Annotated in this window: 13 protein-coding genes; 4 read left to right on the forward strand and 9 right to left on the reverse strand. The window is 74.0% G+C overall.

The genetic code is table 11. The annotated features are described in order from the left end of the window. Positions 1–6: 6 nt before the first annotated feature. On the reverse strand, positions 7–2,346 hold the full coding sequence (locus tag BM290_RS01485) for an ATP-binding protein (protein WP_093609114.1): 2,340 nt from the start codon (positions 2,344–2,346) through the stop codon (positions 7–9). A 128-nt stretch (positions 2,347–2,474) separates the two neighbouring features. On the opposite strand from BM290_RS01485, the gene BM290_RS01490 reads away from it, so the two are divergent. Both BM290_RS01490 and BM290_RS01495 read left to right on the forward strand, forming a co-directional pair. Next, positions 2,475–2,921 (forward strand): sigma factor-like helix-turn-helix DNA-binding protein, encoded by a 447-nt coding sequence (locus tag BM290_RS01490; RefSeq protein ID WP_177319528.1) that lies wholly within the window; start codon positions 2,475–2,477, stop codon positions 2,919–2,921. 49 nt (positions 2,922–2,970) lie between these two features. Then, a complete protein-coding gene (locus BM290_RS01495; protein ID WP_177319529.1) occupies positions 2,971–4,788 on the forward strand; it encodes a multicopper oxidase family protein in 1,818 nt (605 codons plus the stop codon). A 248-nt stretch (positions 4,789–5,036) separates the two neighbouring features. On the opposite strand, the gene BM290_RS01500 is transcribed toward BM290_RS01495, so the two are convergent. The 4 genes from BM290_RS01500 to BM290_RS01515 form a co-directional block, all read right to left on the reverse strand. Next, positions 5,037–5,471, reverse strand: coding sequence for a hypothetical protein (locus BM290_RS01500; RefSeq protein ID WP_093609120.1), 435 nt, complete (start codon positions 5,469–5,471; stop codon positions 5,037–5,039). 142 nt (positions 5,472–5,613) lie between these two features. After that, positions 5,614–8,295, reverse strand: coding sequence for an ATP-binding protein (locus BM290_RS01505; protein ID WP_093609122.1), 2,682 nt, complete (start codon positions 8,293–8,295; stop codon positions 5,614–5,616). Positions 8,296–8,338: 43 nt separating this feature from the next. Further along, the gene (locus BM290_RS01510) at positions 8,339–9,235 is read right to left on the reverse strand and encodes an alcohol dehydrogenase catalytic domain-containing protein (protein ID WP_093609124.1); all 897 of its coding nucleotides are present in this window, start codon (positions 9,233–9,235) and stop codon (positions 8,339–8,341) included. Beyond that, the gene (locus BM290_RS01515; protein ID WP_093609126.1) at positions 9,232–10,269 is read right to left on the reverse strand and encodes a medium chain dehydrogenase/reductase family protein; all 1,038 of its coding nucleotides are present in this window, start codon (positions 10,267–10,269) and stop codon (positions 9,232–9,234) included. Before BM290_RS01515 ends, BM290_RS01510 begins: the two co-directional genes overlap by 4 nt. A 182-nt stretch (positions 10,270–10,451) precedes the next feature. On the opposite strand from BM290_RS01515, the gene BM290_RS01520 reads away from it, so the two are divergent. Next, positions 10,452–10,841, forward strand: coding sequence for a Dabb family protein (locus BM290_RS01520; RefSeq protein ID WP_093609854.1), 390 nt, complete (start codon positions 10,452–10,454; stop codon positions 10,839–10,841). Further along, a complete protein-coding gene (locus BM290_RS01525) occupies positions 10,838–11,470 on the forward strand; it encodes a DUF2306 domain-containing protein (protein ID WP_093609128.1) in 633 nt (210 codons plus the stop codon). The genes BM290_RS01520 and BM290_RS01525 overlap by 4 nt, the downstream gene beginning before the upstream one ends. Before the next feature lie 43 nt (positions 11,471–11,513). Here the strand turns inward: BM290_RS01525 and tuf are convergent, their stop codons facing one another. The 4 genes from tuf to BM290_RS01545 all read right to left on the reverse strand — a co-directional run bounded on the left by tuf (position 11,514) and on the right by BM290_RS01545 (position 15,119). Then, the gene (tuf, locus tag BM290_RS01530) at positions 11,514–12,704 is read right to left on the reverse strand and encodes an elongation factor Tu (RefSeq protein WP_093609130.1); all 1,191 of its coding nucleotides are present in this window, start codon (positions 12,702–12,704) and stop codon (positions 11,514–11,516) included. A gap of 231 nt (positions 12,705–12,935) precedes the next feature. Further along, a complete protein-coding gene (locus BM290_RS01535) occupies positions 12,936–14,084 on the reverse strand; it encodes an alpha/beta hydrolase-fold protein (protein WP_093609132.1) in 1,149 nt (382 codons plus the stop codon). 32 nt (positions 14,085–14,116) lie between these two features. Beyond that, on the reverse strand, positions 14,117–14,704 hold the full coding sequence (locus BM290_RS01540) for a redoxin domain-containing protein (RefSeq protein ID WP_093609134.1): 588 nt from the start codon (positions 14,702–14,704) through the stop codon (positions 14,117–14,119). Between the two features lie 67 nt (positions 14,705–14,771). Further along, positions 14,772–15,119 (reverse strand): nuclear transport factor 2 family protein, encoded by a 348-nt coding sequence (locus BM290_RS01545; protein WP_177319530.1) that lies wholly within the window; start codon positions 15,117–15,119, stop codon positions 14,772–14,774. Positions 15,120–15,144 lie beyond the last annotated feature (25 nt).

Consider the following 15,144-nt stretch of genomic DNA (forward strand, 5'->3'; position numbering starts at 1 on the left):
GCGACGTCAGCCCGCGGGTGGCCCCTGCTGCCCGGCCAGCCAGCCGGCCACCTGCGTGCGCGAGGTGAACCCGAGCTTGCTCAGCAGGTTCTCCACGTGCCCCTCGGCGGTACGCTGCGCCACCACCAGGCGGGCCGCGATGTCCCGGTTGCTCAGCCCCTCGGCGATCAACACGGCGACCTCGCGCTCCCGCCTGGTCAGCCCGGCCCCGGCGGCGACATCGGCCGCCGGCTCCGGCGCCTGTGCCCGGGACGGGCTCTCCACCGCCATCGTGATCGCGTCGGCGGTGGAGAGCCCGGAACCGCGCCGGACGGCCGCCGAGAACACGTCCGCGCCGAGCCGCGACCGCACCTGCTCCACCACCTGGTCGTGCCACTCCTGCAGGACCCGGAACGGCGCCAGCGACGTGTGCATCTCCTGCCACATCCGCCGGGACACGCCCAGCAGTGTGGCGGCCCGCTCGTCGCGGTGCTGGTGGGCGGCGATCCAGGCCAGCGACTCCACGCCCAGCCCGACCGCGAACTGCTCGCCGTCGACCGCCTCGCCGACCGCCAGGCACTCCTTGGCGGCGGCGGTCGCGCCCGCGTGGTCGCCGTCGCGCCAGCGCAGCACGCTCAGCGCCCACAGCCCGAACGACTGCCACCACACCTCGCCGGTGGCCGCGCCCAGGTCCTTCGCCGCGATCAGGTCCGGATAGCCGCTGGACGGCCGGTCGGCGAGGCCACGGCACAGGCCCAGAACGATCAGCGTCCACAGCTCGCCGTTGCGGATGTTCAGCTCCCGGAACGCGACGAGCGCCCGCTCCAGCAGCGGCAGCGCCCGCCCGTAGTCGCCGGGCCACAGGTGGAAGACCCCCTCGATGAGCGGCAGGTACGCCCGCTCGGGTGACGCGGGCAGCGTGCCGGCCAGCGCGGCCGCCTCGGCCAGCAGCGGGCCGGCCCGGTCGGCGTCGCCCTGGATGCCGGCGATCCACGCGGCCACCCGCAGCGCCTTCACCCGCGTCCAGTGCCGGGGCGCCGGCATCGCCAGGGCCCGGTCGAGCCAGTGCCGGCCCTCCGAGAAGTAGCCGCGGACGAACCAGTGGTTCTGCAGGTCGGCGGCGAACCGCAGCGCCGTCTCCGGCGGGCCCTGCGTGGTCGCGTGCTCCAGCGCCACCCGCAGGTTGGCGCGCTCGTGGCGCAGCCGTTCCATCACGGCGGTCTGCTGCGGGCCGACCCAGATCCGGTCGGCGTGCGCGGCGAGCTCGGCGAACCACCGGCAGTGCCGGCGGGCCATCTCCGCGGCCTCCCCGGCGGCCGACAGCTCGGCGGCGCCGTACTCGCGGGTCACCTCGAGGATCCGGTAGCGGGCGGTCCCGGTCCCGGCCCGGATCAGCACCGACTTCTCCACCAGCGAGCCGAGCACGTCGAGGACCGTGTCGACCGGCAGCCGGTCGTCGGCGCAGACCGCCTCGACGGCGTCCAGCTCGAAACCGCCGGAGAAGACCGACACCCGCGACCAGAGGATGCGCTCGGGCTCGGAGCAGAGGTCCCAGCTCCAGTCGACGAGCGCGCGCAGGGTCTGCTGCCGCGGCGGAGCGGTCCGGGCGCCGGTGGTGAGCAGACGGTACCGGTCGGTCAGCCGCTCCAGGATCTGCTCCAGCGACAGCACCCGCAGCCGGGCCACGGCCAGCTCGATCGCCAGCGGCACCCCCTCCAGGGCGCGGCACAGCCGGACGATCGTCGCGCAGTTGTCCTCGGTGACCCGGAAATCCGGCAGGACCGCGGCAGCCCGGTCCACGAAGAGCCCCGCCGACTCGTATCTCTGCAGGTCGCCGGGGGTACAGGCGTCGGTGGGGCCGGGCACCGACAGCGGCTGCACGGTCCGGACCGACTCGCCGTCGGCGCGCAGCGCCTCCCGGCTGGTGGCCAGGATCCGCAGGTCGGGGCAGGCCCGCAGCAGCGTCTCGGCCAGGCTCGCGCAGGCGGCGACCAGGTGTTCACAGTTGTCCAGGATCAGCAGCGCCTGCCGGTCGGCCAGGAAACGCGCCAGCCCGGCCGGGTCCAGGCCGGTCATGTCCTCGTGCAGGCCCAGCGTCTCGCCGACGGTCACCGCGACCAGGTCCGGGTCGTGCAGCTCGGCGAGCCCGACGAACCACACCCCGTCGGGGAAGGCGCGCCGCAGATCGGCGCCGGCCCGCTGCGCGAGGCGGGTCTTGCCGACGCCGCCGGGACCGGTCAGCGTGACCAGCCGGCTGGTGGACAGCATGCGCCGGATCCCGGCGACCTCCTGCCGCCGGCCGACGAAACTGGTCAGTTCGGCGGGGAGGTTTCCGGCCGGTCCGCGCGCGGACGTGGCGGTGCCCATAGAGGCACGGTAGTGGGTCGGCCGGGGAGATCCACGTAGTGATCCGGGTAGTTTCCCCGTGTTCCCGGCGGGACCGGTCGAGCATCATGGGCGGCTGCACGCGTCCTCGATCGCTGAAGGAGTCCGGCATGGGCCGCCACGCCGCCGCGTCGAACCGTGCGGCGGAGGAGTTCGAACGGATGGTCCGGCCGCACCTGCCGGCCCTGCACGCCTACGTGCTGCGCCACACCGGCGGTGACGAGACGGCCACCGAACAGGTTCTCGACGAGACCCTGTCCCGGGCCGCGCGCGAGCCGCGACGTGACCTCGGGGTCCGGCCGTGGCTGCTGCTGACCGCCCGCACCGTGCTCCGCGGCGGGAACCGCCGGGCCACCATGCCTCCCGCCGCCGTCGTCGCGGCGATGCGCGAACTCGCCCCCGCCGACCGGGAGCTCATCGTGCGGACCTACTACGGCGGCGCCTCCCTGGCGGAGCTGGCGGCCGGCCGGGGCGTCCCGATCGCGCGAATCAAGTCGGACCTGTTCTTCGCCATGCGCGCCGTCCGGGCCGTACTGGACCAGCAGGTGCCGAAGTAGGCAATCGGTGCCGACGCGCGCGACCGGCCCTCCGGCACATCGTGAGACGGTGTACGGAATCCTCATCCTCACCGATCTCACCCTGGCCGTCGCGACCCTGATCGTCGCGCCCGTCGCCGGGGTCCGGGCCACCCGCCCCTGGCTGTACTCGCTGGCCGCGCTCGCCGTGGCCCGCCTCGCCGCCGCGCTGCTGCTGCTGACCGGAGGGCTGCTGCTGGCCGACGCGCGGCTGAGCGTGCAGATCCCGCTCGCGCTGCTCCCGGCCGCCGGGGCTGCCGTGCGCCCGGGCCGCACCGCCGCCCACGTGGCCGCGGCCGGCTCGGCGCTGTCGGTGTGGTGGCTGCTCGCGCCGTTCGCGCCACAGGACACCGTGCCGGTGCTCGCCGGGTCGGCGGCGGCGCTCGGGGTGGTCGCCGCGCTGTCCACGACCGTCACCGCCCGCCGCGACACCGGGTCCCGGGCGGCCCGCCTGCCGTGGCTGACCGCCGCGTTCCTGCTGGTCCCGGCGGTCACCCTGGTCGTCGCCGGTCGCGCGAACGCGACGGCGGGCGGACACCGGCACGGCGACGCCGGCCGGATCAGCGTCGCTCAGCTCACCGGGCCGCAGAACCAGATCCCGGCGGTACGGGTGACGCTGACCGCCGCCCGGTCCACGGTGACGCTCGCCTCCGGGCGGACGGTGGACGCGCTGACCTTCAACGGCTCCTCCCCCGGCCCGGAGATCCGCGCGGTCCGCGGACAACTGCTCGAGGTGACACTGGTCAACACCGATGTCGCGGAGGGTGTGACGGTGCACTGGCACGGCGTCGACGTGCCGAACGCCGAGGACGGGGTGCCCGGCGTCACCCAGGACGCCGTCGCGCCGGGCGGGCGGCACGTCTACCGGTTCGTCCCGACCCGGGCCGGCACCTTCTGGTACCACACCCACCGGGACGCCCTGCGCAACGTCGAGCGCGGCCTGTTCGGCGCGCTGATCGTCGAGGAGCCGGGCGCGGTGGCCGAGCAGGTGGACCGTACGGCGTTCGTGCACGCCTGGCCGGCCGGCGGCGCCGAGGTCGTCGCCCTCGACCGCGACGACCGGCCGGCCCGGCAGGACGCCGCCGCCGGGCGCACCGTGCGGCTGCGCCTGGTCAACAGCTCCGCGGAGCCGCAGACCATCCAGGTGTCCGGCACCCCGTTCACCGTCGCCGCCATCGACGGCAACGAGGTCCAGGGCGCCACACCGCTCGCGCCGGGCACCGAGCTGCCGCTCGCCGCGGGTGGCCGTCACGACGTCACGTTCACCATGCCGGACGGGCCGGTCACCGCCGCCGTCGGTGACACCCCCGGCGCCACGCTCACGCTCAGCCCCGGTGGGGCGTCCGGGCCGGTGACCGCGGACGCGGGCGGGCGCTTCGACCCGCTCACCTACGGCGCGGGCCCGGCCGCGGAGACCGGCGCGTACCAGCGGACCTACGACCTGCGGCTGGACGACGGCTTCGGGTTCAGCCAGGGACGGCTGTCCTACGTCAGCAGCCTCATCAACGGGCGGCTCTACCCGGCCGTGCCCACGCTGGAGGTCGCCGAGGGTGAGCTCGTCCGGATGCGGATCGCCAGCCGCAGCGTCGTCGAGCACCCGTTCCACCTGCACGGCCACCGGGTACGGGTGCTGGCCCGCAACGGCGAGCCGGCCACCGGCAGCCCGTGGTGGACCGACACGCTCAACATCAGCACCGGCGACGTCTACGAGGTCGTCTTCCGCGCCGACAACCCGGGCATCTGGATGGACCACTGCCACAACTTCCAGCACGGCGCCAACGGGATGATCATGCACCTCGCCTACCGGGGCGTCACCACGCCGTACACCGAGGAGCACGCGCCGGAGTAGCGCCCGTTCCGGAAGGGCCGCGGGCCCGCGGCCCTTCCGGACGTCCACACGACGCCCCATCACCGTCGAGCCAACCGAAGGCAGGGGATACCGGGCCACCCGGCACCCTCTCAGGTTCATGATCGCCTCATCCGAGGAGTGAGCGGAACTGCACGGACGAACGCGCCGTGCCGGCGGTCACGGGTACCGGTCCCTTGAGCGCCGGCCTCGACGAGCCTTGAGGAGTCATTACCGACCGTGCGTGCGGCTCAGGCGAACCGGGCCGCCAGTGTCCGCGCCCGGTGCAGCTGACCAGCGCGTGCCTGCTTACGGGCGTACCAGCGCACCGGCGCGGCAGCAGTCAGCGTAATGGTGTCGTCGGCCGTCGCCCCCTCGGGCGCCGGGCTCAGATCGGTGACGATCCGCACCTGCACTCCGCCGCGGGTGTCGACCTCCATGATGAACCGGCTGCCGTCCTTTTCACTGCGCACGCGGACCTTGAGCGGGCTGTGAAAATGGAAGCCCAGCAACGGCAGGCGCTCGATCGCGGTGTACGCGGTGGCACCATCCTCCTCACGAATGTCACGAACGGCGACCACCAAGCCGTTGAGCCCGACATAGCTCTGCGGTTGCATCAAATGGGACACAACCGCCTCGGGCGTTGCCGGAATGGTGAACCTATGCTGCAGTTCGTCACTCTTCACATCGACATGGTCCCATGGGCGGGCCACGGTCAGCCGGGCGGCAGTGGGCGAGGAGGAGGTCATCCGGCTTCGGCAGTGCCGCGCCGGCGGAACCCCTTCCGCCCACGGCGATCGCTTGCCGGCGCGGGCCGGCCCGGTTGGGCTAGAGGCCGGGATGGCCACGCAGCTGGGACCGCGCGGTCACGCCCAGCTTGCGGAAGATCGTGCGCAGGTGTGCGTCGACCGTCCGTTTGCTGATGAACAGCTGGATCGCCACCTCCTTGGAGGTGGCGCCGGCCGCGACCAGCCGGGCCACCGCGATCTCCTGCATGGTCAGCGTCTCGTGGGCGGCCCCGGCCGGGCGGGCGGACACCCGCTCGCCGGTGGCGCGCAGCTCGGTGGCGGCCCGGCGGGTGAAACCTTCGGCGCCCGACCGGGCGAACATGTCGTGGGCGGCACGCAGGTGCACCAGGCAGTCGCGGCGGCGGTTGCGGCGGCGCAGCCACTCGCCGTAGAGCAGGTGGGCCCGGGCGCGGTACAGGATCAGCGGACTGTCGGCGAGCTGCTCAACGGCCTCCCGGTGGTGGTCCTCCACCCCGGTGAGCAGGGCCCGCGCCGATGCCGCGACGCCGAGGCCGGACGGGGTGCCGGTCGCGCGTACCCGTTCGGTCAGGTCGTCGAGGGCATCGGCGGCGAGTGCCCGCTCGTCGCAGCGGACCGCCGCCTCGATCAGCTCCGGCAGCACCGGCACGCTGAGGAAACGGTCGCCGTGGGCGTCCGTGCGGCGGGCCGCGGCCAGCGCGGCGGGGTGGTCGGCCAGGCCGTTGTGCAGCAGCGCCAGGGTCCAGTGCAGGTTGGTGACGTGCCCGGCGCCCCGGGTGGCGGCGCCGGCCAGGGCCAGCATCTCGTCGCGCCGGCCGCGGTGGGCGGCCAGGTGCAGCCGGTGGTAGAGCAGCGGGGTACCGCCGGTCGCCTCGGCGATCGCCTGCTCCTCGGCCGTCGCGGCGAGGGCCCGCCCGAGGTCGCCGGCCAGGGTCGCGGTGACCACCGTCTGCCCGAGGCCCAGCCGCAGAGCCGCCGGGGAGCCGGATTCCCGGCCGGTCGCCACCAGCCAGTCGGCGATCGTGGTGAGGGTCGGCACGTCCCACAGCTCGGCGGCGATCATCGAGGCCAGCGCCGGCCGCCGGGTCCACAGCCCGTCCAGGGCGGCCCGCAGCAGCGGCTCGGCCGCCCGGTGGCCCTCGGTGGCCAGCACGATCAGCGCCTCCAGGACGTCCGGTGCGGTGGGCTCCGGCGCCTCCGCGCGTACCGTGGTCATGATCTGGCCGATCAGGCCGCCCGCCCGGCCGATGACCAGGCCCATCTCGACCGCGTCGAGGAAACATTCGCGGGCCCGGTCCGGGTCGGCTCCGGCCAGCCGGCGGGCGGCGCGCACCATCAGTGCCGGGCCGGTGTCGTCCTCGGACCGGGTGAAGGCGATCCGGCCGCGCAGCACGTCGGCCTCGGCATGCCGCCGGTCGTCGAGGGCTGCGGTGTCGACGGTGCTCAGCAGTTCCGCGGCGGTGTCCGGGTGTCCGGCGTCGGCGTGTGCCTGGGCCGCGGCCAGGGTGCGCGCGACACGCCGCTCCGGGTCCAGCGACAGCGCAGCAGCCCGCTCCAGGAACACCGCGGCTGCCGCGACCCCGCCGCGGGCCTGTGCCCGGGAGGCGCAGCGCTCCAGCTCCTCGGCTACGTCGTCGTCGGGGCCGCCGCAGGCCAGCGCCCGGTGCCAGGCCCGGCGGTCCGGTGCGACGGCCGGGTCGGTGGCGGCGGCCAGCGCGGCGTGCACGGTGCGCAGCTGATCGGCGGGCGCGGCCCGGTAGACCGCCGACCGGGCGAGCGGATGGCAGAACCGGATCCGGGTGGTGAACTCGGCGAGCCCGGTGGCGGCGGCCTCCGCGCTCGCCCGGGACACGTCGGCGCCCAGCTCGGCGGCGGCCGTCCAGAGCAGGCCGGGGTCGCCGGTCGGGTCGGCGGCCGCGGCGGTCAGCAGCAGGCGCGCGCCCGGGGTCAGGTCGGCCAGCCGGGCCTGGAAGCCGCGTTCGACCAGGGTGGGCGCGGAGGAGGTGGCGGGGGGCGCGAAACCGCCGGCGCGGGGCAGTTCGAGCAGCGCCAGGGGGTTGCCGGAGGCCTCGGCGACCAGTCGTTCGCGGACCCGCTCGTCCAGGGGGAGCGGGTTGCGGGCGGACAGCAGCTCCCGGGCACTGTCGTCGCTGAGCCCGGCGACGGTCAGGACCGGCAGACCGGCGAGCTCGGCCGGGATCCCGTCTCCCACATACGGCGCGGGCGAAGGACGGGCGGCGACGATCAGCGCGATCGGGTCGGCGGCCAGCCGGCGGGCCAGGAACGTGAGCACCCGCGCCGAGGCCGGGTCGAGCCACTGCGCGTCGTCGACCAGGAACAGCAGCGGCTGCTCGCGGGCCGCCGCGGTGGCCAGCTCCAGCGCGGCCAGGCCGATGCGCAGCAGGTCGGGGGCGCCGGTCGTCAGGCCGAACGCCACCCGCAGCGCATCACGGTGCGGGGCGGGCACGGCGTCCAGCAGGCCCAGGATCGGCACGCACATCTGGTGCAGCCCGGCGAACGGGAACTCCCGCTCGAACTCCGACCCGGACGCCTCCGCGATCCGGAACCCGGCGGCGGCCCGGGCGGCGTGCTCCAGCAGGGCACTCTTGCCGATGCCCGCCTCGCCGGTGAGCAGCAGCGCCCCGCCCTGACCGGACCGGGCGGTCTCGACCAGGGCGGTGACCCGACCGCTCTCGGCGGCCCGGCCGACGAGGCGACCGGGGTCAGGGGCGTATGCGGACATGTCGTGACGATAGCGGCCGCCCTCGCACGACCGTCACCAGGATCTATGCCAGCAGCAGCCAGCGACCTCGGTGCCCGCCCGCGGCGACGTTCGCGTAGGCGGCCGCGGCCCGCGCCAGCGGCAGCCGGCCGGCCACCCGCAGCTCCAGCACGCCTTCGGCGGCCAGGGTGAGCAGCTGCGCCAGGCGTACCCCGTCGGGCTGGGAACCGGTGTGGGTGACCGTGACGCCCCGCTCGGCGGACGCGGGGTTCGCCGAGGTCAGAGCGGACAGCGCGCCACCGTCGCGGACCGCGCCGAGCGCCGCGCCGCCCAGCACGGCGGCGTCCACCACCGCGTCGAACGACCGGTCCGGCAGCACGGTGAGCAGGTCGCGGGCGCCGGCCCGGAGCACGAAGCCGCGGTCGGCGTCGCGAGCCAGAGCGGTGACCGTCCAGCCGGCCCGGGCGGCGAGCGCGACAGTGAACCCGCCGACCCCGCCGGCCGCCCCGGTCACCAGCAGCGACCGGCCCGCGGCCGGGCCGAGCCGGTCCAGCAGCTGGGCCGCGGTGAGGCCGTTGAGCGGCAGCGACGCCGCGTCGACCGGGTCCAGCACGAGCGGCAGCAGCGCGGCCGCCGTCGCCGGGACCACCGTCTCCTCGGCATGGGCGCGGGCCTCGGCGGTGAAGTCGGGATGCGCGGCGGCCACCGTGTCACCGGGCGCGAACCCGTCCACGCCGGCGGCCACCTCGACGACCGTCCCGGTCAGCGACGCGCCCAGGCCGACCGGGCCGGCCAGCCCGAAGGCCGCGTGCCCGGCGCCGCCGGCGAGGAACAGGTCGATCGGGTCGACGGAGGCGGCGATCACGCGGATGCGCAGCTCGCCGGGGCGCAGCGCGGGCACTGTCACGTCGCGCAGGACGGGTTCGCCGGCGCCGGGCACGGAGACGAGCGCGAGCGTCATGAGCGGCCGTCCGGGATCAGGACGACCTTGCCGGCCACCGTACGGGACTCGGCCAGCACCATCGCGTCGGCGGCCCGGCCGAGCGGCAGACGGGCCGCGATCTGCGGGACCAGGACGCCCTCGGCCAGCAGCCCGAGCACCGCGGTGAGGTCGTCACGCAGGCGGGCCCGGAACGTGTCGCGCTGCTTGACGCCGTCCCAGAAGTTGTAGAGGTGGGCGCGGCGCGCGTTGGGCGAGTAGTGCCACTGCTTGATCCGGGCGTAGGCGGTCAGGAACGGCAGCCGGGCGTTGCCGTCGTCGTTCTTCGCGGACGCCGCCCCGTACGACACGAGCGTGCCGTCGCGTCGCAGCGTCTGCCAGGACTGTTTCAGGCCCGGCCCGCCGACGTGGTCGAAGACCGCGTCCGCGCCGCCCGGCACGAGCGCCCGGATCTTCTCGTACATGTCCGGGTCCCGGTAGTCGACCGGGGTGGCGCCGAGCGCGCGCACCAGGGCGTGATGGCGTTCCGCCGCGGTGCCGATCACCGTGATCCCGGCGTGCCGGGCCAGTTGCAGCAGCGTCGAGCCGACCCCGCCGTTGGCGCCGAGCACGACGATCGTCCCGCCCCGGCGCACCTTCGCCAGGCCGTGCAGCATCTGCCACGCGGTGATCCCGTTGACCAGGACGGTCTCCACCTCGGCCGGGTCCAGGCCATCCGGCACCGCGACCAGGTCGGCGGCGTCCAGCAGCAGGTGGCTGGCCCACGCGCCGGTCTTGGTGACCGCGGCGAACCGCCGGCCGGTCAGGTCCGGGTCGACGCCCGGCCCGGTCGCGACGACCGTGCCGACGACGTCGTAGCCGGGCACGAACGGGAACGGCGGCTGGTCGTAGTAGCGGCCGAGGCGCATCTGCTGCTCGGCGAAGGACACGCCGGTCGCCTCCATCCGCAGCGTCACCTGCCCGGCCGACGGGGCCGGCAGGTCGATCTCGCGTTGCTGGAGCCCGTGCGGTTCGACGGGGCCGGGCATCACGATCTGCGTCGCGGTGACGGTCATCCCCGCACTCCTCGAATGTTGTGGTTCGTACACCGCACCACTGTCGATCCGGGCGGCCGCCGCCCGCGTCGGCACTCGTTGCCTAATCGCGGGCGGCGCGGCGGTTAGGCAACGAGTGCCGATGGACGCGGCCCGCCGCCCGGACAGGATCGGTGCCGCAACCGCAGATCGAGGAGAAACCGATGATCCACCACATCGTCCGGATGAAGCCCAAGGCGGACGTGACACCGGAACAGATCGACGAGGTGCTGGCGTGCCTGCGTGAACAGGGCCGGGTCATCCCGGCGGTGACGTCGTTCACCGTGGGCCGGGAGCACGGCACCGGCTTCGACTTCGGCGCCGTGTTCGTCATCGAGGACCTGGACGGCTACTGGGAGTACCTGATCCACCCGGCACACACCCACACCGACCGGGTGGGCCTGCCGCTGGCCGAGCGGATCGAGACGTACGACGTGTCGGACGACGAGGACCCGGACTTCGGCCCGCGGATCGCCGCCCTGCACCACCGCCGCTACGCCGCCGACCCCGAGCTCGCCGCCCTGGTCGCGGCCCTGCCGGCGGCCGGCCGGTGAAGCGGTTCCTCTGGGTGCTGCTGACCGTCTCGGCACTCGGCATCACCGCCTATTTCGTGCCGCCGTACCTGGTCGGCGGCACCACGGTGCCCGGGCTCGACCGGAGCATCCCCGGCTACTACACGAGCCTGGTGATCCACGCTCTGCCGGCCGGCACCGCGCTGGCGATCGGGCCGTTCCAGTTCGTGACCCGGCTACGGACCCGGTTCCCCCGCGCGCACCGGATCGCCGGGCGGGTCTACCTGATCGCCGTCGTCGTCGCGTCGCTCGCCGCGACCTGGTCGGCGGCGGTCACCAGGAGCGGCTTCGCGTTGCAGGTGGCGTTCTTCGCCCTGATCGCGGCCTGGCTGTACACGGCGGCGCAGGCGTACCGGACCATCCGCCGCCGGGACGTGAAGGCGCACCGGGTGTGGATGATCCGCAACTACACGCTGACGTTCGCGGCCGTGACGCTGCGGATCTACCAGTTGATCCTGCTGCAGGTGTGGCCGCTGATGCCGGACCTGGAGTATGCGGAGATCTACACGTCCAGCGCGTGGCTGTCGCTGGCCGGCAACATCGCCGTCGCCGAGTACTTCATCGTCCACCGCGTCCTGGCGCCCCGGACCCGGCGGCCGGCCACCGTCTGAGAGGGGTGTGCCCGGGAGCCCGGGCACACCCCTCCACACCGGATCAGTCCAGCACGGCGAGCACCGTGCCGGCGGCGACCGTGCGATTGCCCTCACGGACCGCGAAGCCCATGCCCGCTTCCAGGGCGATCGGCTTGCCGAGGGTGACGGTCACCTCGTCCAGCGTGTCGCCGGGCATGACGAGGTCGAGGCCGCCCAGGTCGATCCCGCCGGACACGTCGGTCGTGTGGAAGTAGAACTGTGGACGGTAGTCGGCGGCGAACGGCGTGTGCCGGCCGCCCTCGGCGCTCGTCAGGGCGTACACCCGTGCCGTGAAGACCCGGTGGGGCCGCACGCTGGACGGCGCGGCAAGGACCTGGCCGCGCTGCACCTGCTCGCGCTTGACCCCGCGGAGCAGGACGGCGGCGTTGTCGCCGGCCTGCGCCGACTCCAGCACCTTGCCGAACGTCTCCAGGCCGGTGGCGACGCTGGCGACGGTCGGTCCGAGGCCGACCACCTCGACCGGCTCGCCGGCGCGCAGCTCGCCACGCTCCACCTTGCCGGTGACGACGGTGCCCCGGCCGGAGATCGACAGCACGTTCTCGATCGGCATCAGGAACGGCTCGCCCAGCTCCCGCGGCGGGATCGGCACGTAGCCGTCGACCGCGTCGAGCAGCTCGGCGATCGAGTCCACCCAGCGCGGGTCGCCCTCGAGCGCCTTGAGCGCGCTGACCCGCACCACCGGCACCGCGTCACCGGGGAACCCGTACTGCGACAGCAGCTCACGGACCTCCAGCTCGACCAGGTCGAGCAGTTCCGGGTCGTCGACGGCGTCGCTCTTGTTGAGCGCCACCACGAGGTACGGCACACCGACCCGCCGGGCCAGCAGCACGTGCTCCCGCGTCTGCGGCATCGACCCGTCCTGGGCCGACACGACCAGGATCGCGCCGTCCACCTGCGCCGCACCGGTGATCATGTTCTTCACGTAGTCGGCGTGGCCGGGCATGTCGACGTGGGCGTAGTGCCGGGACGCGGTCTCGTACTCGACGTGGGCGATGGTGATGGTGATGCCGCGCAGCGCCTCCTCCGGCGCCTTGTCGATCCCCTCGAACGCGACGTACCGGTTGGAGGCCGGGTCGCGGTCGGCGAGGACCTTGGTGATCGCGGCGGTCAGGGTCGTCTTGCCGTGGTCGACGTGACCCATCGTGCCGATGTTCAGGTGCGGCTTGTTCCGGACGAACTGGCTCTTGGCCATGATGGATTTTCCTCACTGGATGCGAGGCAGAAGGGTGACGCGCGGGCCCGATGCCAGCCGGGTCGCGCCAGAACCACGCACGGAGCAGCGACCCCTCCCCCGGGTTCTGCTGCCAACGGGAAGGGGTCAGATTCGCGAATCGTGCTCGATCAGCGCACGCACGGGAGCCACCGCGAGGGGCAGCTGCAGACCGGGCGTGAACATGTCGACGAATCTAGAGCCCGTCGTCGATCAGCGCGACCGATTTACCGCCAGCAGCCCGTCGGCGAAGGTGCGCCGCCAGTTGACGTAGTCGTGCGATCCGGCGTACTCGGCGTAGTGCACGTCGTAGCCGCGGCCGCGCAGCGCGTCGCGCATCCGGCGGTTGACCTCGACCTGGGTCGCGCCGGTCGGGCCCGGGGTCGTCTCCGAGGCGCCGACGTCGAGGTAGAAGCGCACGTCGGCGCGGGGCCGGGCGGCGACCTGGCCGGTGAGCCACTCCGGCTCGCCGTCGGGCCCCCACCAGAAGCTGCCGGACTGGCAGATCGCCCCGCCGAACACCTCCGGCAGCTCGAGCGCGAGATAGGCGGCGGCGAGGCCACCGCGGGAGGCGCCGGCGACGATGTTGCGGCCTCCGGTGTCCGGCGTTCCCCAGGTGGTACGCGCGAACGGCATCACCTCCGACGCGATGAAGTCACGCAGCGCCGGGACGGCGCCGAGCTCGTCGTCGCGGGCCGCCTCCGGCAGGTGCACGAAGATCGCGGTGCACGGCGCGATCCGCCCCGCCGCGACCAGGTTGTCCAGGGTCTCCGGGATCCGCAGCACCTCCCGCGAGTTGTGCCCGTCGAAGACCACCAGGGTGGGCAGCCCCGTGCCGGGCACTCCGGCCGGCCGGTGCAGGACCAGGTGCCGGTCACCGCCGAACACCGCACTGTGCAGGGTGCGCGTCTCGCGCGTGCCCGGGGTGACGCCGGGCCGGCGGCCGGTCCACGGCTCGGCGGGGGCGCCGGGCAGCCGCAGCACCGAGGCCCACACGTCGTGGTCGGTGGGGTCCAGCGGGTCGGCGGGAAAGTGCTGGCGGATCGGGTTCCCGGGGTCGACGTGCGCGGCCCCGGCGCCGGACGGGTCGCGGGGCATGGCGTCGCCGTCGCCGTGGGCCAGGTAGTAGACGGTGTGCGTGGCGGCCGGCATCACCCGGGTCAGATGCCAGATGTCGGTGCCGGGGATCCGGGTCAGGTCGTCCCAGAGACCCCAGCAGATCCGGGTCCGCTCGGCGTCGCCCCGCCACAGGAAGGTGACCCGCACGTGGTCGTCGTCCCACGGCTCGACGAGGGGCGTTCCCCCGGCGGAGAGGTCGGCCCAGAGCCCCGGGTCGGCTTGCAGCCGATCGATGATTCCCACCTCGGCGAGCGTTTCAGCGGGCCGGTGACATGTCAATACGTCGATGCAACCCCGAGCGCGCGAACAGCAGCGACGACCCGGCCGGCCGGCAGCGGGTCGAGCCAGTTGGGCCGGACGTCGGCGAAGCGGACCAGGCCGGACCGGTCGACGACGACGACCGACGCGAACGGCAGCACCGAGCGGCCGGTGCCGAGCGGCTTGTCGGCGCCGGGGCTGGTGAAGCCGATCCGCAGCGCGTCGATGAGCACGTGCCGCGGATCGGCGGCGACGAGGAACGGCAGGTCGTCACGGTGCTTGAGATCGGCGAGCCGGCCGGGGGCCTGCGGGCTGACCGCGACCAGGTGGGCGCCGAGGTCGGTGAGGGCCGGCTCCAGCTCGGTCGCGTAGGCCCGGAGCAGGTCCTCGCACCAGGCGGACCCGGCATAGCGGACGAAGACCAGCACCAGGGGGCCGGTGCCGAGGAGCCGGTCGAGGTGGATCGGGCCGAGATCCACCTCGTAGAGCGGCTGGATCGGCAGCCGGTCGCCCACCGTCACCATCCGCTTCCAGATCGCGTTGCGGTCGAGAAGCTGCCGGAACGCTTCGCCGTCGACCCGCCGCAGGTCATGCACGGTCGTCATGATGTCTCCCTGTCGTAGAGGCGACCAGCATAACCCATTAAACACATAGGAGATATAGGGACCTGGGTCAGGCGACCGACCGGCTCACGTCCCAGTGCTCGACGATCAGGCCGTCCTCGAACCGCCAGATGTCGACCACGTCCTCGTTCGGCCCCTCGGCCGGGATCAGCGTGTAGTGCGCCACCACGAACTCGGCGTCCGCGATGACGTGCTGGATCTCGATCTGCGCGGTCGCGATCGGCGAGGCGAGGATGAACTCGATCCAGGCGTCCCGTCCGGGCGGGGCGCCGACCGTGTGCGACACGAAATCCTCCCGGATGATCTCGCGCAGCACCTCGATCTCCCCGGCCGCGAACCGGCCGAACGCATCGAGGAAACGTCTCTTGTTCTCTTCAGCGGGGTCGATGTCAGTCATGCCCTCACCGTGGCATCGCCGACGG

It is taken from the genome of Actinoplanes philippinensis (assembly GCF_900113015.1).
GTDB lineage: Bacteria > Actinomycetota > Actinomycetes > Mycobacteriales > Micromonosporaceae > Actinoplanes > Actinoplanes philippinensis.

What these genes read in the sequence shown, in the direction of transcription:
- BM290_RS01515 (WP_093609126.1), bottom strand. Translation starts at nt 10,269, where the DNA reads ATGACCGTCACCGCGACGCAGATCGTGATGCCCGGCCCCGTCGAACCG.
- BM290_RS01520 (WP_093609854.1), top strand. Translation starts at nt 10,452, where the DNA reads ATGATCCACCACATCGTCCGGATGAAGCCCAAGGCGGACGTGACACCG.
- BM290_RS01505 (WP_093609122.1), bottom strand. Translation starts at nt 8,295, where the DNA reads ATGTCCGCATACGCCCCTGACCCCGGTCGCCTCGTCGGCCGGGCCGCC.
- BM290_RS01510 (WP_093609124.1), bottom strand. Translation starts at nt 9,235, where the DNA reads ATGACGCTCGCGCTCGTCTCCGTGCCCGGCGCCGGCGAACCCGTCCTG.
- BM290_RS01490 (WP_177319528.1), top strand. Translation starts at nt 2,475, where the DNA reads ATGGGCCGCCACGCCGCCGCGTCGAACCGTGCGGCGGAGGAGTTCGAA.
- tuf (WP_093609130.1), bottom strand. Translation starts at nt 12,704, where the DNA reads ATGGCCAAGAGCCAGTTCGTCCGGAACAAGCCGCACCTGAACATCGGC.
- BM290_RS01545 (WP_177319530.1), bottom strand. Translation starts at nt 15,119, where the DNA reads ATGACTGACATCGACCCCGCTGAAGAGAACAAGAGACGTTTCCTCGAT.
- BM290_RS01540 (WP_093609134.1), bottom strand. Translation starts at nt 14,704, where the DNA reads ATGACGACCGTGCATGACCTGCGGCGGGTCGACGGCGAAGCGTTCCGG.
- BM290_RS01485 (WP_093609114.1), bottom strand. Translation starts at nt 2,346, where the DNA reads ATGGGCACCGCCACGTCCGCGCGCGGACCGGCCGGAAACCTCCCCGCC.